The sequence below is a fragment of the Burkholderia sp. WSM2232 genome (genome assembly GCF_000472545.1).
In the GTDB taxonomy this organism is placed as follows: Bacteria; Pseudomonadota; Gammaproteobacteria; order Burkholderiales; family Burkholderiaceae; genus Paraburkholderia.
Genome location: NZ_KI421432.1, coordinates 157,733 through 183,159, shown reverse-complemented (window position 1 = coordinate 183,159; position 25,427 = coordinate 157,733). Strand labels below are relative to the sequence as shown.

The following is a 25,427-nucleotide window of genomic DNA, read 5'->3' as shown; positions in this document are numbered from 1 at the left end:
CGGTGCGCGCATGAACGGGCCGGCACCGCTCGCGTTGAAGGTCAATGGCGCGCTGCATTTTGTCAGCGCGTCGGCGGATACGCCCTTGCTTTACCTGCTGCGCAACGACCTCGCGCTCAACGGGCCTAAGTTCGGCTGCGGGCTCGGCGAATGCGGCGCATGCACGGTGCTGCTCGACGGCATGCCGACACGCGCATGCGTCACGACTGCGAAGGTAGCGTTGGGACACGAGATCACCACGCTAGAGGGGCTGGGCACGCGCACTGCGTTGCATCCGGTGCAGCAGGCGTTTATCGAAGAACAGGCCGCGCAATGCGGCTACTGCCTGAGCGGCATGATCATGACGACGAAGGCGCTGCTCGAGCGCGATCCGCATCCGGGCATGGAGACGATTCGCCGCGAACTGTCGCGCAACCTGTGCCGTTGCGGCACGCATGTCGAGATCATGCGGGCGGTGCAACGCGCCGCCGAACTACTGGCAATCCAGAAGCAGACGCGCGATGACGACGATGACGGCGACAAAGGAGCGCGTGCATGACCGGGCCGGACTTCAGCGTGGATCGCCGCGTCGAGCCGCCGTCGCGCAGGCAGCTCTACGACGCGCAAAGCGTGCTGATCGTCACGCGGCCGCCGCCAGCGCCCGTCAAACCGGCGGTCGGTCAACCCGGCTCACGTTCGTCGTTTGTCCCGAGCGAGGCTGAGCTCTTTCTCGCCGTGCGCGACGACGGCAGCGTGGTTGCCTTCAATGGCCATGTCGATCTGGGGACGGGAATCGGCACCGCGCTCGCGCAGATTGTCGCCGAAGAACTCGATGTGCCGTTGACGCGCGTGTCGATCGTACTCGGCCACACGAAAGAGACGCCGAATCAAGGGCCGACCATTGCCAGCGCCACGTTGCAGATCACGGCCGTGCCGTTGCGGCATGCCGCGGCACAGGCACGGCAGTGGCTCATCGCCCAGGCGGCGCAGCGGCTTGGCGTCGGCGCGGAGAAGCTTGCCGTGCGCGACGGCATCGTGGTCGAACGCGATCATGCAGGCGCCGGAGTTGGAGCGGGCACCAGAGGCATCGCTTATGGCGAGCTCATTGCGGGGCAACGCATCGAATTGCAACTGCGCGCCGATGCGCCTCTGAAAGACCCCAGCGCCTATACGGTGGTCGGCAAAAAGGCGCCGCGCGTGGACATACCCGCGAAGGCAACCGGCGAATTGAGCTTCGTGCACGATGTGCGCGTGCCCGGCATGCTGCATGGTCGCGTCGTGCGCCCGCCGTATGCGGGTCTCGCGCAGGGCGATTTCGTCGGCAACAGTTTGCTGCGCGTCGACGAAGCGACGATTCGTGATCTCGCTGGCATCGTCAAGGTGGTGGTGATACGCGACTTCGTCGGCATCGTGGCGGAGCGCGAGGAAATCGCGCAGCAGGCCGCGAAGCAGCTAGACGTACAGTGGAAAAACACTGAACCGTTGCCGCCGCTCGAAACCAGCGAACAGGTAGAAGCCGCGCTGCGCGCCAATCCGGCCACGCGTCGCGACCTCGTGATCGAAGGCGATGTGGATACAGCGCTCGCGCTCGACCCTGCCCGCACGCTGAATCGCACATACGTCTGGCCGTTTCAGATGCATGCGTCGATTGGGCCCTCGTGCGCGGTGGCCGATTATCGTGACGGCGCATTGAAGGTGTGGTCCGGCACGCAGAACCCTCATTCGCTGCGCGCCGACCTCGCGTTGCTGCTGTCTATGGATGAAGCGCAGATCGAGATCGTGCGCATGGACGCGGCAGGCTGCTACGGCCGCAATTGCGCGGACGACGTCGCCGCGGACGCCGCCTTGCTCTCGCGTGCAACGGGGGCGCCCGTGCGCGTGCAACTGTCGCGTGAGGACGAGCATGCATGGGAGCCGAAGGGCGCCGCGCAATTGATGGATGTGCGCGGCGCTTTGAGCGCGGAAGGCGAACTTGCGGCTTACGATTTTGCGACGCGTTACCCATCGAACGACGCGCCTACGCTCGCGCTGTTGCTGACTGGCGCGTTGCCGGCGCAACCGCAGGTATTCGAAATGGGCGACCGCACGGCGGTGCCGCCCTACGACTACCGCGCCATGCGCATTGTCTGCGACGACACACCGCCTGTCGTGCGCGCCTCGTGGTTGCGCGGCGTGTCCGCGCTGCCCAACACCTTCGCGCACGAGTCGTTCATCGACGAACTGGCGGTCGAGGCGGGTGCCGATCCTGTGGAATTTCGCTTGAAGCATTTGCGCGATCCACGCGGGGCCGAGCTGGTGAAAGCCGTCGCCGAGCGCGCGGGCTGGCAGCCGCGTGCGCGGCAAGCCGCAACCGCCGAGCCGCGCGAAGAAGGCGACATTGCGCGGGGCCGCGGCATTGCCTACGCGCGCTATGTGCACAGCAAGTTTCCCGGCTTCGGCGCGGCCTGGTGCGCGTGGGTCGCGGACGTCGAAGTGAATCGCAGAAGCGGCGAACTCGCGGTAACGCGCGTCGTGGTCGGTCAGGACAATGGCACGACGATCAATCCCGACGGCGTGCGTCACCAGATTCATGGCAACGTGATTCAGGCGACGAGCCGCGCGCTGAAAGAACGCGTGACGTTCGGCGATAACGCGGTGACGAGCCAGGAGTGGGGCGCGTATCCGATCCTCACGTTCCGCGAAGTGCCCGTGATCGACGTCGTGATGATGCCGCGCCACGGCGAGGCGCCGATGGGCGCGGGCGAGTCGGCCTCGCTGCCCGGCGCGGCCGCGATTGCCAACGCGCTGTATGACGCAACGGGCGTGCGCTTTCGCAGGCCGCCGTTCACACCCGAAACGATTCGCGCCGCACTCGCGGATGCGCAAGCCGAGGACGCCGCCGCGCGCCGGAAAAAGCGCTGGCGGCTGGGTTTTCTGGGCGCGTTGGCAGCAGGCGCGGCGGGCTGGCTCGGGGCCTTGTCGCTGGCGCCGCAGCCCATCGCGCCGATTGCGCCGCCGCTTGCGAGTGCATTCGCTCCCGAACTCGTCGCACGCGGCAAGGTGCTGGCATCGCTCGGCAATTGCGCGGTGTGCCACACCGCGCGCAACGGCGTGCCGAACGCCGGCGGCAAGCCGCTGGAAACACCTTTCGGCATCGTGTACAGCACGAATCTCACGCCCGATGTGCAAACGGGTATTGGCTCGTGGTCGCTGCAAGCGTTCATTCGCGCGATGCGCGAAGGCATTAGCCGCGACGGACACCGGCTGTATCCTGCCTTTCCGTACACATCGTTCAAGAACACTTCCGACGAAGACCTCGAGGCGCTGTACGCGTATCTGATGTCGCAAACGCCTGTGCGCTTGCGTCCGCCGGAAACCAAACTGCGGTTTCCATTCAACGCGCGCCCGCTCATGGCCGCATGGAACGGCCTCTTTCTCGCCCGCAACAGCTTCGCCGCAAGCCCCGCGCAAAGCGCGCAATGGAACCGCGGCGCGTATCTCGTCAATGGCCTCGGACATTGCAGCGCGTGTCACACGCCGCGCAATGCATTCGGCGCCGAGAAAACCGGCGCGGCTTTCATGGGCGGCGGCAGTGCGGAAGGGTGGGAAGCGCCGGCGTTGTCGTCGCTGTCCAACTCGCCGGTGCCATGGACCGAGGACGAACTGTTCCGCTATCTGCGCTTCGGTCACGCGCCGTTGCACGGCGTGGCCGCCGGGCCGATGGCGCCGGTTGTCGCCGATCTCGCAGCGTTGCCCGATAGCGACATTCGCGCGATGGCCGCGTATCTCGCGTCGCTGAGTCCGCTTGAGCCCAACGTCGACGTGGCGGCGATGGCACGCCAATACGAAGCGGCCAGCACGATTCGCGGCGCGCCCTCGGGCGTGGGCGCGCGGCTTTTCGACGGCGCCTGCGCCGCGTGTCATCACACGGGAAGCGGGCCGCAACTGTTCGGCGCGCACCCGTCGCTCGCGCTCAACACGAACCTGCATAGCGCCACGCCCGATAATCTGATCCGCGTGATTCTCGACGGTATCGGCTCGCCTGCGCGGCCCGAACTCGGTACGATGCCGGGTTACCGCGACAGTTTCAACGACGCCCAGGTCGCCGAACTCGTGTCATATTTGCGCCAGCAATTCGCGGGTGGCAAGCCCGCCTGGCAGGACGTGACGGCAAGCGTCGCGCGGGTTCGCGCCATGTCCCGCGCCGAGTGAGCGCGCGAACGCAGGCGCGCAGCGACGAACGGGGCAGACAAGCCGCTAGAAAACCAACGCATTCCCGCAATCCATTTGATACGGAGAAACGCATGACCACGCGCGCAGGATGGATCTCTCGCCTTACGCTATCGACGGTTTTTTCATTTGCTGCCTTCGGCGCGAACGCCCAGCAGACCATCAAGATTGGGGAAATCAACAGCTACAAGGCGCAGCCGGCCTTTCTCGGGCCTTACAAAAACGGCTGGAATCTCGCGCTCGAACAGATCAACGGCGCGGGCGGCGTGCTCGGCAAGAAGCTCGAAGTCATTTCGCGCGACGACAACGGCAACCCCGGCGACACGATTCGCGTCGCGCAGGAGCTGATTGCACGCGAACAGGTGCAGTTGCTGTTCGGCGGCTTTCTGTCGAACACGGGGCTTGCGCTCACCGACTTCGCGAGGCAAAAGAAGATCTTCTTTCTGGCCGCCGAACCGCTAACCGACAAGATTGTCTGGGCTGACGGCAACAAATACACGTACCGTCTGCGTCCTTCCACGTACATGCAGGTCGCGATGCTCGTGCCCGAAGCGGCCAGGCTGAAGAAGAAGCGCTGGGCGCTCGTCTATCCGAACTACGAGTATGGCCAGTCGGCGGTGGCCACTTTCAAGAAGCTGCTGAGCGCCGCGCAGCCTGACGTGCAGTTCGTCGCGGAACAGGCCACGCCGCTTGGCAACGTGGATGCAGGCGCGGTCACGCAGGCGATCGCCGATGCGAAGCCCGATGCGATCTTCAATGTGCTGTTCGGCGCCGACCTCGGCAAGTTCGTGCGCGAGGGCAATACGCGCGGCCTCTTCAAGGATCGCACGGTGGTGTCGCTGCTGACCGGCGAGCCGGATTACCTCGATCCGCTCGGCGCCGAAGCGCCGAGCGGCTGGATCGTGACGGGCTACCCGTGGTATTCGATCGATACCGCTGCGAACAAGAAGTTTGTTGACGCCTATCAGGCCAAATATCACGACTATCCGCGGCTTGGCTCTGTGGTCGGCTACTCCGCGCTGATGTCGATTGCGGCAGGCATCAGGAAAGCCGGTTCCGCGGATACCGACAAGCTCGCGGCGGCGTTCAAGGGGCTCAGCGTCGACACGCCATTTGGGCCGGTCACCTATCGCGCGCAGGACAATCAGTCGACCATGGGCGCTTATGTCGGCGTGACGGGGTTGAAGGACGGCAAGGGCGTGATGACTTCGTATCGCTACATTGACGGCGCGAGTGTGCAGCCTTCGGACGCTGAAGTGAAGAAACTGCGGCCTGGGGAGTGAGTTGCTAAGAGCGCGCGGGGGGCTGGGGGGGGCGGGCCTCTCGTGCGTGGCAGTAGCTGCTAGATAACCTTTTGAGTCCGCGTGCCGACGTGTTCGGTGCCTGTTACGCCTTTGCGTGGCTTGCTTTCGATGGGGTGGGCCGTGGCGGAAGACTCTCTGCCCCTGCGGTTGCTGACAACGACCGCGACGAACGACCGCGATGCGGGGCGCGGACTCTCCATGTCCGCAGTCCGCCGCTCGGTTCAGATGCCCGGCGGTTCTTTGCTTCCTGTTTGAGATCGCATGTCTTCTGCGATGACCCTCGACATATTCCGTGAACAGTGCCTGGCTCAGGCGGATCCATACCCAGATTCCCTGGCGACGGTCGGCGTGCTGCAATGGTCGTTGCTAACGGTCAGAGCAGCCCCAGGCACAGTCTGTTGCTACTTATGGCACACGTCACACTCGCTAGATCATGTGCTGACGGCTAAGTCACTTGCCGGGCGCAGAGCAGAAGCCTCATTGATTATCGTCAGTGCTTGTTGGACCTTTTGCAAAGGCCATTCATTGCGCATAGAACGCGCCTGTTTTTAGAACTTGTCCTATTGAGCCGCGCGCCAGCTTGCCGAACCATCAGGGATTCAAATTTGGCGACAGATGGGCCGAAAGCGATTCTGAACTACCGGCCTGTAATTTAGGAATCCATAGAATAAACAGGCAGGTAACCATGGCGGAATCTGATCGTCCTCAGACGAATCTGACGGGCCGGCAGTCGGCGCACCTCACACTGATCCGTCGTTACCGGAACGACCGGGGATCAAAGGAAGAAGAAAAACGGCCGCTGCCGGAGGTATCGGTAATCGAATGGGAAGTGCGGGAGCAGGTGTGCAAGCCCTACAGGATCACGGCAAAGGTTTTCACACCGGAGCGGGTGTCGCGCAGGGATATTCTCGGACAGTGGGCGGACTTCGCGTTCCACACCGAGGAAACCGCACCGGTTCGTAAATTCCAGGGCTTCGTTTCGCGTGTTGGATCAGTTTCACGTTCTCACGACGGCCACAGCTATCGCGTCGAAATCCGGCAGCGCCTGGCCATGCTCGACGGACCCAGCAACTGTGCCACGTACCAGAACAGCACATCGGCCGAAATCATCAGGGAAGTCATCGAACGTAACGGCATGCGGCCGTGGATGCACATCGAGCAGCGCCTGCGGCGCAAGCATCCCAGGCACCCGTTCCGTTTCCAGTACAACATGGGTGACCTCGCCTATTGCCAGCTTGAAATGGAGCAGGCGGGCCTGTTCTGGTTCACGGAGGAAGGCAGGCACGGCGAGGTCCTGGTGATTGCCGATGACATCGACGGCTATACGCGTCCGGCTATCGAACTGCCGAATCGCCCTCCCACGGGACTGCTGACTCCATTCAACGAGACGATCCTCTCGCTGGAGGTCGGAACGCGCACGGTGCCCGAGTCGTTCATCGTGGCGGACTACAACCCGGAGAATGCGGTGACGGTCCTTCGCGAGGAAGGGCGTGCACGCAACCCGTTCATAACCGAACAGGAAACCGGCACGATGATGGGCACACCCGTGGTCTGGGGCACCCAGCACGCGGATGCAGAAGGCGCGAAGCGCGAGGCGGTGTTGCGGCACGAAGCGGCGCGGGCGCAGCAGGTCGTCTTCAGGGGCAAGTCCACGATGCCGTCGATCCGGCCAGGCTGCATCATGAAGCCGGACGAGCTGGACGCAATGGACGACAGCACGGCGTTCGAAACCAAGGAAGGACTGTTCGTCTGGAAGGTGGTGCATCGGGGGGCGCGTAACCAGAACTACTACAACAAGTTCCGCGCGATCCCTGCGGGGCGGCCCTACCGGTTGCCGATAGACGAATCCAGATGGCCGCGTGTCCACACGCTGGGTTTTACGGTCACGTCGCCGGACAAATACACGTACCCCTATCTGGATGCGGAAGGGCGCATTATCGTGCGCTTTCACTGTGACTTCGGCAACTGGCCGAAGGGCGGCGAGAGTATCCCGATACGCATGGCCAAACCCTTCGCCAGCAAGGGCCGCTCGGGGCTGAACATGCCGCCCGTGGATGGCGATCACGGTGTGGCGGGCTTCTATGAAGGCAACCCGAACAAGCCGTTCGCGCTGGCGTTCCTGCCAAACAGCGTGAACCCGGACCTTATCAACAGTTCGCGCAGGCGCATATCGCGCAGCGAGATACGTACGCGCTCGGGTAACAAGCTCTGGTTCGATGACTGGCAGGGGCAGGAAGGCATCGAACTGAGTACCGAACACTCGGGCCGCTCGCAGCTGAACCTGGGCTTCATACCGGATGGCGACCTGCAGCCGAGAGGGGCGGGAGCGGAACTGCGCACGTCAGGGCATCTGGTTGGCCGGGGCGGCGCCGGCGTGATGGTGACCGCGCATAACGGGCCAGGCGCAGGCGGCAAAGTGCTCGCCATGGACGAGACGGACGCGCAACTGAAGGACCACCAGGCGTTCGTCAAGTCACTTGCTGGTTCTGCGGAGGCGTCCACGGCATCGTCCGCCGATCCTGATGCGCAGCAGGCGATCCATGACGGCCTGAAGGATATGAAAAAGCCTGGCGTGCTGGTGAGCGGTCCCGGGCCGGTCGCTATCGCCTCGGGCGACGGCGTACAGGTGGCCGCAGACGGCCCTATCATCGGCAGTGCGAAGAAAGGCGTGCATTTCAGTACGCTGAGGCGTTTTACGGTAGCTGCAGGCGACCTGCTGTCGATGTTCTCGCAGAAGGGCATGCGCCTCATCACGGCTGCGGGGGACTTCGTTGCGCAGGCCCAGCGTGGCCGCATGCAGCTCGCCTCGCAGGGTGACATGACAATGGAGACGGTGGACGGCGTGCTGCACGTGAAGTCATCGAAGGAGATTGTGCTGAATGTGGGCGGCTCGTACCTGCGCATGACGCCGGGCGGCATCGAATTCGGCTCGCGCGGTGGTGCCGTGTTCAGGACAAGCGGCCTGAAGAAGACGGGACCTGCGCAGATGGACCTGGGCGGCGCGGCATTCGCTCCGGTATTTGTGCCGTACACGACACAGTGCGAGGTGTGGCGCACCAACCCGCATTTCGTGCCGCCACCAGCACCGCCAGCGCCCGCACCCGACGCCTCGCAGTGGGAGTCGCTGGCGAATACGGGAGCGGTTGCTCCTGCGCCTGACGCGGGTACTGGTGAATTTCCACCGTTCGACGGCAAGCCATCGAATGTCGATATAGCGATTCCAAACGTCAAGGTCAAGCTGGACAATCCAGACGACCAGAAACAGACCAATATTGCGCCCGACCCGATCAAGCTGGTGAGCGCTGCTCCGTGTGGCTGGAAAATCCCGGACCTGAAGGCCGAGGTAAAACAGCATATTGAAGCTACATCGTATTGGGGCATGCTGAAATCTCGTAAGCCGTGGAAGAGCGCGGACGGTGCTATATGGTTTAGGGGCGGTGGTTCCAGGGACTCGAAGTTTGAATTCGCATACAGCACGCAGGACAAGACGATAAACTGCACGGTTCGGGCCATGCTGGTTCCGATGGATCTGTTTCCTGTGGATCTGAATGGCGCGCGCGATACATCGATGCCTGCCGACAAAACGACGGTCCCCTATGAGTATTCCGCCCATTCTCAGATGACGCCCGGTTCCATAGTCGATGGAGTAAAAATGGATTACCGCGATGCGGTGGGCTCACAATTCGATGTCAAGAAGCTAATCAGCCGTATCGAGGCGGTGCTGAACCAGGGTGGCTACAAACTGGTCCTGGACGGATGTGCGAAAGGTGCAGCGTGCGGATGCCGGGTAAATGTCAAATTCAGGGTCGATCTTCGTGTGTCGATCAGGGGTACGCCCATTCCCGGCTTTAGCCCACACGTATCGCTCAAACTGTTTCCCCAGGTGCTTCGGGCGGACACGGGATCATGGGGCGAACGGTACAAATACGAATTTCGAAAAAAAATTTATGACTATCCGGATGCAAATGTCGAAGCTCATGAATGCGGGCATTATTTCAACTTTCCCGATGAATACTACGACCAGGGTGGCTGGCTTCACGAATCGTATATCAACAATGAGCAGATTGATTTCTCGCTGGTTGATGCAAAGGCGGGAACGCCTTTCTGGCAAGGATATGCAGCGAACACCGCGCGCGATTCCAACGGAGTGCCATATGGCGGCAATGTAATGGGCGAGGGTGCTAATGCGCCGCTGCAGCCCGGTCGCATTACAGCGGGCATCAAGCCATATTACCTGGAATATGTGCGACGACAGTTTTCGCTGGCGACGAACAAGTTATGGAGGGTCGGCTATGACGCGTAGTGCTTGGGTTAAATTTTTGGGTCGGGCGGCCCTGCTGTGCTTTACGTTTGGTGTCAACGTTCACGCTGCGACCGTGAACCCGGAGAACAGGACGATGCAATTCAGTTACACGACGAATGGAGCTGCCGGTGGCAGCATCAACACATACGGGAACAATGAAGTCTCGGTTTCCGGTGATGTGCTGCGGGTGCAGATTGGCGACTCAGACGGAAGCAGGAATATCAGCGGTGTTGGAATCTTTGAGCTGAAGCTGGACGGTGAGAATCTGGAAGCAGCCCGGCAGATGGCTGAACTGCTGTGTTCTCCGAAAGACCCTTCAAGCGATGTAACGCTGCCTGATCTCTACGGCGTGAAGTGCGGCGGAGAGATGCGGAGCAGTTATATAAGGGACTTCAGCCGGCCAGTTGTATCCAAGATATTCGATCTGATGAACAAGTTAAAACACGCGGGCGTCCAGGACGGCCGGAAACTTGTGAAGTTCGATGTTTCGTTGTCTTCAATTCATCGTGCCGAGGATGGCTTTATCGTCTCCGTCAAGTTCGCGAACGATGGTGAGTACCGAATCAAGTTTAGGACGCCAGATAAATGGGACGCAGGGATGGGAAAGGACAGCTTGGGCGTGAGTGATACGCAGAGCGGCATGGATGCAAAGTTCGGCCTTGATCTTGCTGGACAGACGCTAGTCGATCCCGCGCAGTTTCCTGATGGCGAGGTGAATCTTGCACCGCATAGCGCCGTCGTTCTGCGAATTAAGACTGACAACATCGATAAATTTGCTGCTGGAACCTACGATTTGTATGCGGGTGCTTTCATGAGCATGGAAGTGACCGGAATCCAGAACAGTCTGCTCTATGTTGATTTTCATTCGGACTACAAAAATCCAACTCGCGTAACGTTCGACCGTGACTACCCCTCGACCCCGCAGGAGCGCGAGCAGTGGGAGGCAACGCATCGCCGTGACATGTCCTGGTGGCCGGTCAACCCCGGTGAGACATTTGCCGAGGACGGCCTGTACCGCGCCGTGCGCACTGGCTACAGCACGTACCGTAGCCTGCAGCTCGTACCGTTCAAGGCAGGGGCCGTTGCAACGACTGAACCCGTGAAAATGCTGATGGAGCGGGGCAACGGCGTGAGCCTCAACGGCCCGGTGCAGTGGCTGTGGGAGGCCAGCGCGCCTACACCTGTGAAGCAGTATTTCTTGGACATCATTGATGAGACGCGGCAATTCTGCGAGCCAGGATCGGTGTGCCCGCGCAGTGGCCGCTGGCTGCCCCGCATGCGGCAGGGGTGGGAGAACGACTACCGGTACGACTTCGCAGGCGTCGTCACGGTGCAGCGCGGACAGACCATGCCGACCCTGAAAGAGTCCGGCGGCCGGGCCAGCTGGGAATGGGTGGGAGCCTGACATGCGAGAACGCGCCTGCATATTCCAGCATGACCGGACCACGGCGAATGGCGTCGTGCTTGACGGAGTGGACGATATCGGCCTCGATGACCGGAAAATGAGTTACCTCGGCGCACGCGTTCAGTGTCCCGCCTGCAAGTCCATTGGGGTGATCGAGCCAGATGGTGCGCGGCTGGCCGGTGATGACCTCGGCGGCAGGCAACACGCACTGGAGGACGATCTGTGCCGCTGCAGGTGCAGCCCGCCACCACGGCTGCGCGCGTCGCAGCGTGAATGGACAGTGGAAGTGTGACCGGAGGTTAAATGACTTTTGACTGGGAGCCGCGATTTCCTGCGGAATATGAGGCGAGGGAACTGCCGTCGGTCTGGATCTTTGTCGCGCTGTACCTGATCGTGGAAGGTGTCGCACTCTGGATCGTCCTGTCCGGCCTGCCGAAGGCTGGCCCCGTGCCGTGGGACAGAATCATCCGTGGTGCTTTGGCGGTGCCTTTTTTCTGCTGGGTCGCGCTCAGTGGTCTTGTGTATTGGCATATGTATGACGAGCCTAATCGCATCGCGGCATACGATAACACCGCGCGCTGGTCTCTGATAACTGCCTGGCGGAGGGAAAGTCGTGCGGGCCTGGCGGTGCTGGACAGCGTGATTCTGACACCCGAGCCCGACCTTGCAGAGCGCATGCTGAAGCTGGAAGGTGAGCCGCCCGACAATCCCGGGCGGGTCATGTGTCTTGCCAGCATCGAGGGGAGCGATGCCGTCCAGCGCGAACGTGTGCTGATTGAAACCATGCTGGCACCGCTGGCGCCACAACTGGCGCTGGTGGCGAAAGACCAGTCATTTGAAGTCGTGATCCAGTGCGACCGGGCTGAAGCATCGCTTGACTTCCAGGCGGTCTGGGAACAGGCCGGGTTGCCGGGCACGCCGCACGTCAGATGGATCGGCAACGACCAGGCCCCCGGATTTGCGGAAGACTGGTTCAAGGACCACGACCGCCCGACCTACTACCGGTATGGGATCACCATGAGACCGCAGCACCGTCTCCTGCTGGCTTGGCATCTGAATGACGGAAAGCTGGGCGATAAGCCCGGCGTTTCGGAGGCGGCCGTCGCGCTGCTGTTCGGCTTGCCCGCACTGATGGCGACAAGGCAGCAGCCGAAGGTTCAGGCCTGGCTGTTACGGCAGATCGTTGCGGAAGCCGACCAGGCCGGGAAGGCGCTCACACTGCTGCTGGATTCGGAGCAGGTGCAGCGTACACGTATCCATCACTTCTGGTTCAGCCGTCTGAAGGGCCTGGCGCAACACGCCACCTTGGGGGCGGTGAGGGAGTCGGGCCTGAAGGTGGAAGAACATGCGCTTGAGACGGCTATCGGTCCACAGGCTCCGGTGGCGCGATGGGTGCTGCAGGCGCTGGCCGCAAGAATGGCCCACTTCGGCCAGGGCGCACAGCTCGTCGCGTTGCCGCATGAGCGGGGTGTCGTCTTGAATGTGGTGGCGAAAGAACCGGATCGCGTGGGGGTGCCATGGAAGAAGGAATACGAGTACAACCCCATCCTGGGGCCCGAGATTATCTTGTGTGGAGCGGCATGGATGGTCTGCCTGCTGGTTGCGCCCTGGGACCTGAAGCTCACCGTTTCCTCTTACCTCTTTGCGGCCCTAATGATCGGGTTTCTCGTTCTGCGTCACTGGCAAATGAAGTGCTGGTTACGGTTGCTGTAGCGAGAGCTTTCGCGGTTTTTGTGAGGGCGATTATTGACGGGCTTCTGCGGGGCTTCATTCGCTGAAAACAGAAGGATACATGCCGAAACACGTACTCTATTCCGCCCCATTCGAATCACGCCTCGAGACGCGTGAAAGGTGGCGCAGGCTTCACATGAGGCCCCGTAACGAAGTGGCTGCTTATGTGCATTGCGCTTGCAGCCCCGGTGACGGCCCTCGCCCTGTGGGACTGGCGGGAGCAGAACCCGGGCTGGTCGTTGTCGGCTACCGAGGCAGCGCTCTGCTGGCTCTATATTGCGGTGGGGACGGTGTCTTTAGACTGCGCCGCTGGCGGCGCTATGTCTCAATGGTCATGTACATGGAAGCGATTGAAGACGGCCTGTGCACGGACAGGTCGATCAGACGGGAGCGGTGCGACCGGTGGTACAGGGAACATGGTTCACCCTGGCGACTGCAGCCGATGCCGGACTCCAAGCGCGTGCACAAGGGCACCGAAGAATGGCCGATGGTGTGAAGCTGCTGAAACCGAACTGCTGCTCTCAATCGCCCGATCGACGTCCCGCACCGCACCCCGCACCCGCACCCTCAACCCACGCGGGCCCGCTTACTCCTCCGCGTCATGCTCCGCCACAAAGCGCCTCAAATAAGCGAGCACCGCAGCCTCGGCCGCGCGATGATCGGCGGTGCTCTTCGAGCCCGCGTTCTCCTCGTCGCCGAACAGCGACGAAGGCGCGTCGTGGACGTCGATTTCCTGCCCTTCGCGGAAGATGCGAATCTCGTGAACGTCTTCCGCGTATTCGGCGATCCAGTGAACGCCTTCGATATGCGCACCCGCGCGCACGTTGGGGATCTTCATGGACGTCTCCGGTTCGGGCCGGTCCGGTGCGCCGGTCCCTGACTACACCATACGCTGTCCACGTGGACGGCGCGAGTCCTGGCACGCGGTCCCGGCACTCCGGCACAGGCATTGCTGCACAGCATGGGCCACAGTCAATCGGAGAACTGTCATGCCCGAGAAAAAAACCCTCAAGCGCGCCGAAGCCGACAAACGCGCCGGCAAATCGGCGAGCACGCAAGCTGGAGAGTTCGTCAAGGAACAGGTGGACAAGGTGCGCGCCGGCAAGCACGGGGTCCGCTCGCCGAAGCAGGCCGTCGCCATTGGATTGTCCGAAGCGCGTCGTGCGGGCGTCGATCTGAAGGCGCCGAAGAAGGGCGCAACGAGCGAGGCCACGCGCAAGAAAGCGGAGAAGGACAGCGCCGCGGGACAGAAGAAAGGCGCCGCGAAAAAGACGGCGAGCAAGGAGTCAACGGCGAAGCGCTCGCGCACCAGCACCAATGTATTGAAGCGCGAGAGCAAGGCCGGCGCTTCGCATTCGGCCATGTCGAAGCAGGCGAAGTCGGCGGCGGCCAAACGTCCGGCCGCGAGCCGCTCGGCGGCGGCAAAGAAGGCCGCGGCGACCAAGGGCGCGGCCGGACGCTCAGCCGCAGCCAAGAAGGCGGCGCAGACGCGAGCTGCGCGCGCGCATCATCATTGAGCCGACGGCCGGTCGCCGGTTGCAGGGCGCCGCAATCGGCGACCGGCAACGGGCAAGCCGCAACCGGCAAACCGCGACCAGCCACCAGCGCGCCGCAAGCAGTCAGCCCGCACGAGCGCCGCTCCGCGCGGCTTGCCTATCCTTACTGCACGGTGGCCAGCACGTCGCCAACCGTCTTGAAGATGTGCGCGATCTGTTCTTCGTTGATGATGAGCGGCGGCGAAAACGCCAGAATGTCGCCGGTAAAGCGCACCAGCACGCCCGCCTCGAAGCATTTGACGAACGCCTCGTAGGCGCGCGCGCCCGGCGCGCCGTCGCGCGATTCAAGCTCGATGCCCGCGATCATCCCGAGATTGCGGATGTCCTTCACGTGCTTCGCGCCGCGCAACGAATGAGCGGCGGCTTCGAACGTGGGCGCGAGCGTGGCCGCGCGCTCGAACAGGCCTTCGTTGCGATACAGGTCGAGCGTGGCAATGGCGGCGGCGACCGCGGCCGGATGCGCCGAATACGTATAGCCGTGGAACAGCTCGATCGCGCCTTGCGCGCCGGCGTTGACGATCGTGTCGTGCACCGTGCGGCTGGCCGCGACCGCGCCCATCGGAATCGACGCGTTGTTGATCGCCTTGGCCATCGTGATGAGGTCGGGCGTCACGCCGAAATATTCGCTGGCCGTGGCTTTGCCCACGCGGCCAAAGCCCGTGATCACTTCGTCGAAAATCAGCAGGATGCCGTGCTTCGTGCAGATTTCACGCAGCTTCTGCAGATAGCCTTGCGGCGGAATCAGCACGCCGGTCGAGCCCGCGACCGGTTCCACGATCACCGCGGCAATTGTCGATGCGTCGTGCAGCGTGACGATGCGCTCGAGTTCGTCCGCGAGATGCGCGCCCCACGCCGGCTGGCCCTTGGAGAATGCGTTCTGCTCGAGATTGTGCGTGTGCGGCAAGTGGTCGACCGCCGGCAGCAATGCACCGGAAAACGTCTTGCGGTTCGGCGCAATGCCGCCTACCGAAATGCCGCCGAAGCCCACGCCGTGATAACCGCGTTCACGGCCAATCAGGCGCGTGCGCTGCGCTTCGCCGCGCGAGCGGTGATAGGCGAGCGCGATTTTCAGCGCAGTGTCCACGGACTCCGAACCCGAGTTCGTGAAGAAGATACGGTCGAGTCCCTCGGGCATCAGCTCCGCCACCTTGGTGGCCGCTTCGAACGCGAGCGGGTGCCCCATCTGGAACGTCGGCGCAAAGTCGAGTTTGGAAAGCTGCTGCGTGATCGCCGCGACAATCTCGTCGCGGCCGTGGCCGGCGTTCACACACCAGAGGCCCGCGCAGCCGTCGAGCACTTCGCGGCCGTCGGTGCTGCGGTAGTACATGCCTTTCGCCGACTCGAGCAGGCGCGGTGCGGCCTTGAACTGGCGGTTGGCGGTAAAGGGCATCCAGAAAGACGACAGATCGTCGATGACAGGGCGCGAAGTCATGGTTTCTCCTCGAAGCGGTTTCCCAAGCGGGACTTGCTTTGGGCGTTGCCCGGGGAATTCCGCCGGGGCATAGCCAAAACTGTAGCGTTCGCGGTTTAATGGCGGCATAAACAGTTGACGCGGTGTCGCGCTAACTGTGTTGGTGAATTCGCGGCAACTGTGCCGAGCTCATTCACGTCGAGCCGTCGGCCGCGGCCGACTTCTTCCCCCATTGCTCATCATGATCGAATTGAACCTCGAGCGCGACCGGCGCGCCGCCCCGACGCTGGTCGAGCAGGTCGTGCAGGGTTTCGCGCAGGCCATCGAGGCGCAGTCGCTGCGCGCGGGCGCGCTGCTGCCGTCGGTGCGGCAACTGGCGCAGACCCACGAACTGAGCACCTTCACGGTGACCGAGGCGTACAACCGTCTGGTGTCGATGGGGCTGGTAGTCGCGCGGCGCGGCTCGGGCTATCGCGTCGCGGCGCGCTCGCCCGCGCCGCGCGCCGCCGTCACCGACTGGCAGCCGCCCAGCCTCACCGCGACGTGGCTGCTGTCCGACGTATTCGCCGATCATTCCGTGCCGATCAAGGCTGGCGGCGGCTGGCTGCCGAACGAGTGGATCAACGAAACCGGCCTGCAGCATGCGCTGCGCGCCATGAGCCGCGTCCCTGCCGCGCGGCTCGGCGATTACGGCCACCCGTACGGTTTTGCGCCGTTGCGCGAACGGATTGCCGAGCAGCTCGACCGGCACGGCTTGCCGGTCGACGTGTCCAACGTGTTGCTCACTCAGGGCGCCACGCAGGGGCTGGATCTGATCGTGCGCACTTTGCTGCGCGCGGGCGACGCGGTGATCGTCGAAGATCCGGGCTACTGCAATCTGCTGCAGATTCTCAAACTCGCCGGGCTCGTCGTGCATGGCGTGCCGCGCACGCCCGCTGGTGTGGATACCGACGTGCTCGAAGCGCTCGTCGCCGAGCACAAGCCCAAGGCCATTTTCGTCAACACGACGCTGCAGAATCCGACCGGCGCGACTTTCGGCATGTCGGCGGCCTTCCGTCTGCTGCAGATCGCCGAGCGTCAGCGCATGTGGGTGATCGAGGACGACGTGAGCCGCGAACTCGCGCCGTCGGGCGCGCCGCTGTTCGCCGCAATGGAGGGCTTGCAGCGCGTTCTGTACGTAGGCGGTTTTTCGAAGACCGTCACGCCGGGACTGCGCTGCGGCTATGTCGTGGCCGAACGCGCGGTGCTGCGCGAACTGGCGCGCACCAAAATGGCGGTGGGTCTGACGTCGTCGGAGGCGATCGAGCGGATCGTCGACAAGGTGCTCCTGGAGGGGCGCTACGCGCGTCACGTGGAAGCGGTGAACGAGCGGCTCAAGCTCGCGCATGCCACGGTCGAGGAGCGGCTCGACTCGCTTGGTCTCGAGGTGTTTCATCGGCCGCGCGCGGGACTTTTTCTGTGGGCGCGCCTCGCCATCGACGCGGGGCGCGCCGGCGACATCGCGACGGCGGCGCTTACGCACGGCATCTGGCTCGCGCCCGGCTCATACTTTCGCCCCGACGACGCGCCGAGCGCGTGGTTTCGCTTCAACGCCCCCTATTCGACCGACGACGCGTTGTGGCGCTTCATCGAACGCGTGCAGCGCGGGGCGATCTAGCCGCCCGGGTTGCGCGGCTCACGCAGTGGCTGTGTTGAACAGCTTCAGCGCGATCGGGTACAGCGACAGCACGAGCAGTAACGCCATCGTGATGTTGAAGGCCCGCAGACGCCGCGCGTCGGACAACACGCGCCGCATCGCGGTGCCGAAGCCGGCCCACAGGCAGATGCACGGAAAGCCGATCACATAGAACAGCACGGCCATTGCAACCGCGTTCATGCTGTAGCTCTCGCTCAGATGAATGGTCGTGGCGGCCGTCAGCACCATCATCCATGCCTTGGGGTTCACCCACTGGAACGCGATGGCTTCGTAGAACTTCATTGGCCGGCGTTCGCCCTGCTTGACCTTCAGTTCCCCGGACGTGCCGATCTTCCATGCGAGATAGAGCAGGTAAGCGACGCTTGCCACTTCAAGTACCGTGTACAGCACAGGGAAGTGGACGAAAGCCTCGCCGAGCCCGATTCCCACCGACAGCATCAACAGCACGACGCCCGCGCTGATGCCCGAGATGTGCGGCAAGGTGCGGCGAAAGCCGAAGTTGACGCCCGAGGCCAGCAACATGGTGTTGTTCGGGCCTGGCGTGACGGTGGTGACGAGCGCGAACAGAATGCCCGCAGGCAGCGCGCTGAGTGTGATTGAGAACATGGCGGACTCCGGTGTTCGTACTGGGATTGATGCATTCTAGCCAGCGTTGCCGGTACAGTACCTGTACGGTTATGAGGATGATGTCCGGTACAGAGTCCGCGTCAGCCTGCCATGTGAAAAAGGGGCCTTGCGGCCCCTCGCCACGATCACAGCGCCTGCACTTGAACCGGTGAACCCGGCTTTCCGTCCACCTGCGGTGCGATCACCAGATAGCGGCGGCCGCTGGCCGGCTGCGGCCCGTTGACCGATACCACCTGCCGGATCTGCCCGATTGCATTCACGATGGCCGAGCCTGCCGGATTCGTCATGAACGTGGCGAGTCCCTCGATCTCGCCGTGGCCGGCTGGGTTGTCGGACAGTCCGAGCACGTAAGGCTGCTTAGGTTTGAGCCCCGTCACGGAGGCCTGCAGCACTTGCAGCAGGCCCTGATCGAAAAGCGCGACGCTGGTAGGCGGATTGGCCGGCGCCGAAGTGCCGGCATCCGCAGCCGTCAGATGCAGATGCACCGTGTTGCCCGCCACGCCGAGCGGCTGCAGATTCTGCGTGCCGTCGCCTTCGGGCACCGCGCCCGGAACGTAGGTCACCGCTTGAGGCGCCTGGCCAATCGGAATCTGCGCGATGACCTTGTTGGTCAACGTATCGATCGCGGCCAGTGCGTCGCCGTTTTCAAGGCCGACATACACCCGTGTACCGTCTCCGGACGGCCAGATGCCATGCGGCAAACTGCCGACAGGAATGGTCGCGACCTGCTCGAAGGTGCCGGTGCGATAGACCTTGACCTCGTTCAGTCCGCCCACGGTCACATACGCGAACGTGCCATTGCTGTTCTTCACCAGGTTCACGTGATTGGTGATCGGACCGGTGTCGAGCGTCTTCAGAAGCCTGAAGGGCGGCCGAGCTTCGAACACCTGCGTCCTGCCCACGTCCTTGAGGGTGAACCACACCTCGTCGCCGTCCGGGCTCGCCGCAATGTTCGGACAGAAAGGACTATCCTGTTTGACCTTAGCCACGATCTGGTGATCCGCCACCGAGATCACGTCGGTTTCGGGATTGAACGACGAGCACACATACCCATATTTGCCATCCGGCGAGAATATCTGCATGCCGGGGCCGGCGGGCACCGTGATGCGGGTCTTTTCTTCGAACGTCACTGCGTCGAGTACGGACACGTAGTTCTCGCCGCGCACGGTGACCCATACTTCCTTGCCGTCGGGCGTGAAGAAGGCTTCGTGCGGTGAGCGTCCGACATAGGTCACGTGTTTTACGGCATTCGTCGCGGTGTCGATGAACGAGACCGAGTTCGATCCGATGGACACGACAGCGATTGTCTTGTGGTCGGGCGAGAACCCCATGCCGTGAACCAGCACCTGACCGCGATACAGCGGGCTGAAATTCGTCGGCGCAGGATCGCCCAGCCGGATCACGCCAAGCAGCCGGTTGTCCGCGGGGTCCGTCACAGAGACGGTATTGGAGAACTGCTCGGCTGCATAAACGCGGTCGTGATGGCTGACAGCGATATCAGGTGCGCTGGCCGCGCCGGGTGCCTGACCGGCCCACGCAGAGCCGCCAAGCGCGAAGCCAGCGAGGCCCGCGGCGACACAAAACCGGGAAATGTTCTTCTTCATTGCTGATCCTCGTGATTGGACATCGACCTGGACATGCTGTGCATGCTGTGGTGCGCCGGCTGCACGGCCGGACTTGATGCGTTGCCCGGACCAATCTGATCCGGCGCCGCGGCCGACGGCGGCAAAGGCTGCCCCAACGCAATGCGCATGGCGACAATTTCCTGCTGTTGCTCGACGATGATTTCCTGCGCGATCCGGCGCAATTGCTCGTTCTTTCCGTGCCTGAGTTCGGCTTGCGCCATATCGATCGCGCCTTGATGGTGCGGCATCATCATCGCGACGAAATCTTTATCGACATCGCCTGACGGTTTGGCATCCATGCCGTCCATCATCTTCGTCATTGCTATTTCGTTCTCTTCGAGGAACGCCGCTTCCGGCCCGGCTTCAGTGTGCGTGCCGGCGCTCGCTGCGAATGAGGCAGGCGCCATCGCGCAAGACAGGCAAACCACGAGCGCGAGTCGGATAACATGCTTCGGAGTATTAACTACAGTCATCGCTCTTCCCTGGTGATGTTCTATACGGGTGAACACGGCAGCCGGTGCTTTATTCCACCCCACCTGAAAATGCGAAAGCCGGGCCGCAGCGATCAGTTGCGCGCAGTGAGCGACGTGCGGCGACGTGCAGCCGCCGTGGCTACTTCGGCCATCGCCACGTCGGATCGGACAGATGTTCGGCGAAGTAGTCGGACAGCACGCGCACCTTCGCGGGCCGCGCGCGCGCCGACGGCGTGACGAAGTAAAGGCCGCCCCTGGTGAGCGACCAGTCGGTGAGAATGGTTTGCAGCCGGCCATCGGCCAGGTATTCGCCGGCGATGAACTCCGGCAGCTCGGCGATTGCGAGGCCATCGAGCAGCATGGGCAACAGCGCATCGGAATTCGTCACGCGCAACGGTCCGGTCGGCACGACTGGTTCTTCTTCGCCCGCGTCGTTCGTGAAGCGCCATACCTCGCTGCGCGCACGATAGGCGTACGAAAGGCATGGCCGGTCGACGAGCTCGCGTGGATGCGTGGGCCGTCCCTCGCGCTCCAGGTATTGCGGTGACGCGACCACGTACTGCGTCACCGCGCACAACCGTCGCGCGATCAGCGACGAATCCGGCAATGCCGCAATGCGCAGCGCGGCGTCGAAACCCTCGGCAACCAGATCGACCGACGCGTCGGACAGATGCAGGTCGATCGACACCTCCGGGTAAGCCCGAAAGAAGGCGGGCAGTAACGGCGCGACCCAGCGCAGCCCGAACGACATAGGCACGGCGAGGCGCACGAGGCCGCGCGGCTGCACCGACATTTCGCGTGCGGCGCTTTCCGCCTCCTCGGCCTGCCGATAGATCTCGCCGGCCTTCTCGCAGATCGTGCGGCCAAACTCGGTAAGCGAGAGCTGGCGCGATGTGCGGTTGAAAAGCCGCGCGCCCAACCGGTCCTCGAGACGGGCCACGCCGCGCGAGACGGTGGCCACCGACACGCCCATCGCCCGCGCCGCAGCCGCGAATGATCCTTCCTCCGCCACCTTGGCGAACATCGCGAGTCCTTCGAAATCAGGCAGCTTCGCCATCGTTCCTCATCTTTTCATTTTTGCAACGTTGGATTGCAATTGATTCTATTTCGAATGCGCCGATGCGTCGATATTCTTCTCACACGGCAGCACATAACACTGGGCGCGGTTACCGACCCACTCATTCGAAGGAGCAGCACCATGACACGCAAACTGGAAAACAAGATCGCACTCGTTACCGGCGCGACCAGCGGCATTGGCCTCGCCAGCGCGCAGCGCTTCGCCGCGGAAGGCGCGCACGTCTACCTCACGGGCCGTCGTCAGGCAGAGCTCGATTCGGCCGTGAAGGCGATTCGCGAAGCCGGCGGCAAGGCGACGGGCGTACGGGTCGATTCAACCAAGCTCGGCGAACTCGATGCGCTCTATGCGCAGATCAAGGAAGAGCACGGACGCCTCGACGTGCTGTTTGCGAATGCCGGCGGCGGCTCGATGCTGCCGCTTGGCAGCATTACCGAGGAGCACTTCGACGACACATTCGACCGTAACGTCAAGGGCGTGCTGTTCACCGTGCAAAAGGCTCTGCCGCTGCTTGCGGAAGGTGCATCGGTGATCCTGACCGGTTCGACGGCAGGCAGCGGGGGCACGCCGGCATTCAGCGTGTACTCGGCCTCCAAGGCGGCAGTGCGGGCCTTCGCACGCAGCTGGATTCTCGATCTGAAGGAGCGCCGCATCCGCGTGAACACGATCAGCCCGGGCGCCACGCGTACGCCCGGCTTGCTGGATCTCGCCGGTCCGGACGCGGCCCAGCAGCAAGGCCTCGCCGATTACCTCGCCGCTCAGATCCCAATGGGCCGTCTCGGCGAGGCGGCTGAAATAGCGAGCGCCGCGCTGTTCCTCGCGTCCGACGATGCAAGTTTCGTGAACGGCGCCGAACTGTTCGTCGATGGCGGGCAGCAACAGATCTAGGCGCGGCGGGGATGCGGGCGGAGTTTTCCGCATCTGGCCAGTCTCGCCCTTCACGCCCCGATCTCCCGGAAGGGAATGACGGCGCTATCGAACTGCCCCGCAGGTCATCACGAAGCCCGCCGACTCGCCACCATAGGGAGTCGGCTCTCTCGCGGCGCTCGCAGCGGGCTGACGGTTTGCCTGCGACGGATGAGTCGCGTGGTCCGGACGTCGGCTTCCTCTGGAAGCCGACAACAACGCAGAACATAAGGCGTCTTGCCACTCGACGCGCAGGTTGGATTTCACCTCGTTTTTCACTATGGTCAATGAGTTCGCGCTGTCGCGCCGGCGCGGATCGTCCGCGTGTCGCGCGAGGAAAGCCCGGAGCGTCGATCTGCCGCCGCGCGCTGTCTGGCACTTGCCGTCCCCGAGCGCCTATCTCATCCACGAGAAGCGAGGTGAAATCCATGTCCAGCATGAAAGCGGTACAGGTTGACGCAGCAGGCGGGCCGTTAACGGTGGTCGAGCGGGATATCCCGCAGCCGGGCGACGGCCAGGTCCGGATCAAGGTGCAGGCGTGCGGAATCTGTCATAGCGATTCGCTGACCAAGGAAGGCCACTGGCCCGGTCTGCAATTTCCGCGAGTTCCGGGACACGAAATTGCCGGCGTGATCGACGCGCTCGGCGCAGGCATCGAGGGATGGTCAGTGGGGCAGCGCGTGGGCGTCGGCTGGCACGGCGGTCATTGCGGGCGCTGCGCGCGGTGCCGTCAGGGCGACTTCGTGCTCTGCGAGAGAGCGCAAATACCGGGCATCAGCTACGACGGCGGTTATGCGGAGTTCGTCGTCGCGCCGGTCGAGGCGTTGGCCAGCATTCCCGACGACCTGTCGGACACCGATGCCGCGCCGCTGCTGTGCGCGGGCATCACCACCTATAACGCACTGCGCAATAGCGGCGCGCGCGCGGGCGATGTCGTCGCCATCCTCGGGGTGGGCGGGCTTGGGCATCTCGGCGTGCAGTTCGCGCGGAAAATGGGCTTCCGGACCGTTGCGATCGCGCGCGGGCAGGACAAAGCGTCGCTCGCGAAGGAGTTGGGCGCTCACCACTACATCGACAGCCGCGCACAAAACGTTGCCGAGGAACTGCAGAAGCTCGGCGGCGCGCGCGTCATTCTCGCTACGGTGACGAGCGGCAAGGCCATGAGCGCGGCGGTCGGCGGCTTGGGCCTGAACGGCAAGCTGATCATGGTCGGCATTTCGGAAGAGCCCGTCGAGGTACCGATCGCGCAATTCATCATGGGGCGCAGTTCGATTCAGGGCTGGCCGTCGGGGACGTCAGCGGATTCGCAGGACACGCTCGCGTTCAGCGCGCTGTCCGGCGTCAAGCCGATGATCGAAGAATTTCCGCTCGAGCGCGCGGCCGAAGCCTATGAACGGATGATGAGCGGCGACGCCCGTTTCCGCGTGGTGCTGAAGATGGGCTGACGAAGCCAGGCAACGGCTGTGCAAGCTCGATGCGGTCACATGAAGTGAGCCGCATCGCTGCAGCGCCGGGCTGGCCACACCTGGCCGGCCACACCTCGCCGGCCGCACCTCGCCGGCCGCATCCATATGACCGGTTCGCGTCAGCGGCCCAGGTCGCTGCAGCACTTCACGTCACGCCACAACTCGCGACGCGCGGCCAACCCGCCCGCCGCGCCTACTTGTGACTGATGCGCCTGACCGTGCTGGTAATCAGGTCAACGTAAAAAAGATCGCCTGCCGGACCGGTCTTCAAGTCTACCGGTCCGCCCTCCAAAGCCTTGGCAAAGGTTCGCGGCGTGTTATCGGGAGGCTGCATCGTCCAGATGCATTTGCGCAGAATGTCGCCGAAATACAAGGCCTTGTCATACGGCGCGGGATAAGTGCGGCTCGTGCCGTCGGTAAAGCCGATTGCCGAGATCACGCTGCCGTTCTGATCCGGCCCGCCGCCCGAGGGCCGGCCACCGCAGGTCTTGCCCTTTCTGTCCTCGTCCGAAACGTAGCTCTGGTGGCCGTAAGCGAAAAATGGCGCGGTGACGCCGCCAACGCTGCCGCAATAGTTCGTGGCCTGATAGTCGGGCTGCGTGTTCGGGCCTTCGTAGCACGGCCAGCCGAAGTTCTGGCCGGCAATGCTCGCGTGGTCAATGGATTCCCACGTGTTCCAGCCCACGTTGCCGATATACAGGTCGTCCGTCGAGCCAGGCGCGCGGGCAAAGCGGAACGGGTTGCGCAAGCCGTTGGCGATCGTCGCGACGCTTTGCGTGCCCGTGCCGGGGTTCGTGATACGCAGAATGACGCCGTCGCTGTATGGCGAGACGCCCTGGCTGCGAAACGACCCTTGCGGCAGGTTGGTGCCGTCTCCGCAAGCGTTGTCCAGCTGGCCGTAGTCCACTTGCTGGAAGTTGGAGCCGTCGCCCGCGCTCACGAAGAGCGTCTTGTTGTCGCTGCCGAACACGAGGGCGCCAATACTATGAGACTGCGAGTAAAAGCACCACGTCTGGCTGGTTGCGCCGGCTGCGGGCAGGATTTTCGTTTCGCCGGCAGCCGTGACCAGGGAGAGCTGCCCGGCGGTCGGAAAATATCCGCTGCATGCTCCGGCGGCGCGAGGCGTCGTGTAGAGAACGTAGACCTTCGCATCGTTCAACGGGTCGACGGCAAGCCCGAGAAGCCCGCGATCGTCCTGGTTGCAGACCTCGCTGCTCAGGTCAGCAAATAACGTACAGGTGGGCGAGGCCACCTCGCAATTCCACACGCGCCCGCCTTTCTCTGCGACGAAAACCCGCGTTTTATCCGAATTGAAACTGATGGCGGTGGGCTGATTGAGGCAGCCTTTGTACAGGATCTGCTCGGTGAACCCTTTTGGAAGCACGGGCTGCGGCCGCGTCGTGGAGACAGCTTCGCAAGTGACGGCCTGCACGGGCGCAGCGGCATGCGTCACGCGCACACCCACCGTGAGGCTCAGGAAGGGCAACATCAGCAACGCCGCGAGCGCGGCGATCAGATGACTCGGGATCAACCACCTGGCGATAGAGCGCGGCACTTTATCCTCCCGCTCACTAAGTGAAGTACGAGACAGCTCACGCACCGGCGTGATGATCTGATATTGGCATCGCGAACGAGGCGCTGCCAGCGCGAGCGTCAGAGCG

At 63.2% G+C, this 25,427-nt stretch carries 18 protein-coding genes; 11 read left to right on the top strand and 7 right to left on the bottom strand.

Going from position 1 to position 25,427, the window contains the following annotated elements; translation table 11 throughout:
- Nucleotides 1-10: 10 nt before the first annotated feature.
- The 7 genes from F757_RS0130620 (at nucleotide 11) to F757_RS34430 (ending at nucleotide 12,913) form a co-directional block, all read left to right on the top strand.
- Complete coding sequence (locus tag F757_RS0130620; RefSeq protein WP_027214662.1) at nucleotides 11-538, top strand: (2Fe-2S)-binding protein; 528 nt, start codon at nucleotides 11-13, stop codon at nucleotides 536-538.
- Complete coding sequence (locus F757_RS0130615; protein WP_027214661.1) at nucleotides 535-4,170, top strand: molybdopterin cofactor-binding domain-containing protein; 3,636 nt, start codon at nucleotides 535-537, stop codon at nucleotides 4,168-4,170. Before F757_RS0130620 ends, F757_RS0130615 begins: the two co-directional genes overlap by 4 nt.
- Nucleotides 4,171-4,262: 92 nt before the next feature.
- Nucleotides 4,263-5,471, top strand: a complete 1,209-nt coding sequence (locus F757_RS0130610; protein WP_027214660.1) for an ABC transporter substrate-binding protein — start codon at nucleotides 4,263-4,265, stop codon at nucleotides 5,469-5,471.
- Nucleotides 5,472-6,177: 706 nt separating this feature from the next.
- The gene (locus tag F757_RS34435) at nucleotides 6,178-9,795 is read left to right on the top strand and encodes a type VI secretion system Vgr family protein (protein WP_051376904.1); all 3,618 of its coding nucleotides are present in this window, start codon (nucleotides 6,178-6,180) and stop codon (nucleotides 9,793-9,795) included.
- A 94-nt stretch (nucleotides 9,796-9,889) separates the two neighbouring features.
- Nucleotides 9,890-11,200: a hypothetical protein gene (locus F757_RS0130600; RefSeq protein WP_232221486.1), complete on the top strand. Its 1,311-nt coding sequence runs from the start codon at nucleotides 9,890-9,892 to the stop codon at nucleotides 11,198-11,200.
- Between the two features lies 1 nt (nucleotide 11,201).
- Nucleotides 11,202-11,492, top strand: coding sequence for a PAAR domain-containing protein (locus F757_RS35560; RefSeq protein WP_084531090.1), 291 nt, complete (start codon nucleotides 11,202-11,204; stop codon nucleotides 11,490-11,492).
- A gap of 11 nt (nucleotides 11,493-11,503) precedes the next feature.
- Complete coding sequence (locus F757_RS34430) at nucleotides 11,504-12,913, top strand: hypothetical protein (protein WP_035467725.1); 1,410 nt, start codon at nucleotides 11,504-11,506, stop codon at nucleotides 12,911-12,913.
- 604 nt (nucleotides 12,914-13,517) lie between these two features.
- On the opposite strand, the gene F757_RS0130585 is transcribed toward F757_RS34430, so the two are convergent.
- Complete coding sequence (locus F757_RS0130585; RefSeq protein ID WP_027214658.1) at nucleotides 13,518-13,769, bottom strand: hypothetical protein; 252 nt, start codon at nucleotides 13,767-13,769, stop codon at nucleotides 13,518-13,520.
- A gap of 151 nt (nucleotides 13,770-13,920) precedes the next feature.
- Between F757_RS0130585 and F757_RS0130580 the strand changes: the two genes are divergently transcribed.
- Complete coding sequence (locus F757_RS0130580) at nucleotides 13,921-14,448, top strand: DUF6496 domain-containing protein (protein WP_027214657.1); 528 nt, start codon at nucleotides 13,921-13,923, stop codon at nucleotides 14,446-14,448.
- Nucleotides 14,449-14,590: 142 nt separating this feature from the next.
- On the opposite strand, the gene F757_RS0130575 is transcribed toward F757_RS0130580, so the two are convergent.
- Complete coding sequence (locus F757_RS0130575; protein WP_027214656.1) at nucleotides 14,591-15,919, bottom strand: aspartate aminotransferase family protein; 1,329 nt, start codon at nucleotides 15,917-15,919, stop codon at nucleotides 14,591-14,593.
- Between the two features lie 220 nt (nucleotides 15,920-16,139).
- Here F757_RS0130575 and F757_RS0130570 point away from each other — a divergent pair, with 220 nt between their 5' ends.
- Entirely contained in the window at nucleotides 16,140-17,555 is a 1,416-nt protein-coding gene (locus F757_RS0130570) for an aminotransferase-like domain-containing protein (protein ID WP_027214655.1), read from the top strand.
- A gap of 18 nt (nucleotides 17,556-17,573) precedes the next feature.
- Here the strand turns inward: F757_RS0130570 and F757_RS0130565 are convergent, their stop codons facing one another.
- The 4 genes from F757_RS0130565 to F757_RS0130550 all read right to left on the bottom strand — a co-directional run bounded on the left by F757_RS0130565 (nucleotide 17,574) and on the right by F757_RS0130550 (nucleotide 21,376).
- Nucleotides 17,574-18,200: a LysE family translocator gene (locus tag F757_RS0130565; protein ID WP_027214654.1), complete on the bottom strand. Its 627-nt coding sequence runs from the start codon at nucleotides 18,198-18,200 to the stop codon at nucleotides 17,574-17,576.
- 146 nt (nucleotides 18,201-18,346) lie between these two features.
- A complete protein-coding gene (locus tag F757_RS0130560) occupies nucleotides 18,347-19,825 on the bottom strand; it encodes a YncE family protein (RefSeq protein WP_027214653.1) in 1,479 nt (492 codons plus the stop codon).
- Complete coding sequence (locus tag F757_RS0130555) at nucleotides 19,822-20,319, bottom strand: DUF305 domain-containing protein (RefSeq protein WP_027214652.1); 498 nt, start codon at nucleotides 20,317-20,319, stop codon at nucleotides 19,822-19,824. The genes F757_RS0130560 and F757_RS0130555 overlap by 4 nt, the downstream gene beginning before the upstream one ends.
- Before the next feature lie 139 nt (nucleotides 20,320-20,458).
- Entirely contained in the window at nucleotides 20,459-21,376 is a 918-nt protein-coding gene (locus F757_RS0130550; protein WP_027214651.1) for a LysR family transcriptional regulator, read from the bottom strand.
- A gap of 141 nt (nucleotides 21,377-21,517) precedes the next feature.
- On the opposite strand from F757_RS0130550, the gene F757_RS0130545 reads away from it, so the two are divergent.
- Both F757_RS0130545 and F757_RS0130540 read left to right on the top strand, forming a co-directional pair.
- A complete protein-coding gene (locus F757_RS0130545) occupies nucleotides 21,518-22,282 on the top strand; it encodes an SDR family NAD(P)-dependent oxidoreductase (RefSeq protein ID WP_027214650.1) in 765 nt (254 codons plus the stop codon).
- A 446-nt stretch (nucleotides 22,283-22,728) separates the two neighbouring features.
- Nucleotides 22,729-23,745, top strand: a complete 1,017-nt coding sequence (locus F757_RS0130540; protein ID WP_027214649.1) for an alcohol dehydrogenase — start codon at nucleotides 22,729-22,731, stop codon at nucleotides 23,743-23,745.
- Nucleotides 23,746-23,959: 214 nt separating this feature from the next.
- On the opposite strand, the gene F757_RS0130535 is transcribed toward F757_RS0130540, so the two are convergent.
- Nucleotides 23,960-25,321 carry a PQQ-dependent sugar dehydrogenase gene (locus tag F757_RS0130535; RefSeq protein WP_027214648.1) on the bottom strand — a complete coding sequence of 454 codons (1,362 nt, stop codon included), beginning with the start codon at nucleotides 25,319-25,321 and terminating at the stop codon, nucleotides 23,960-23,962.
- Between the last annotated feature and the right edge of the window lie 106 nt (nucleotides 25,322-25,427).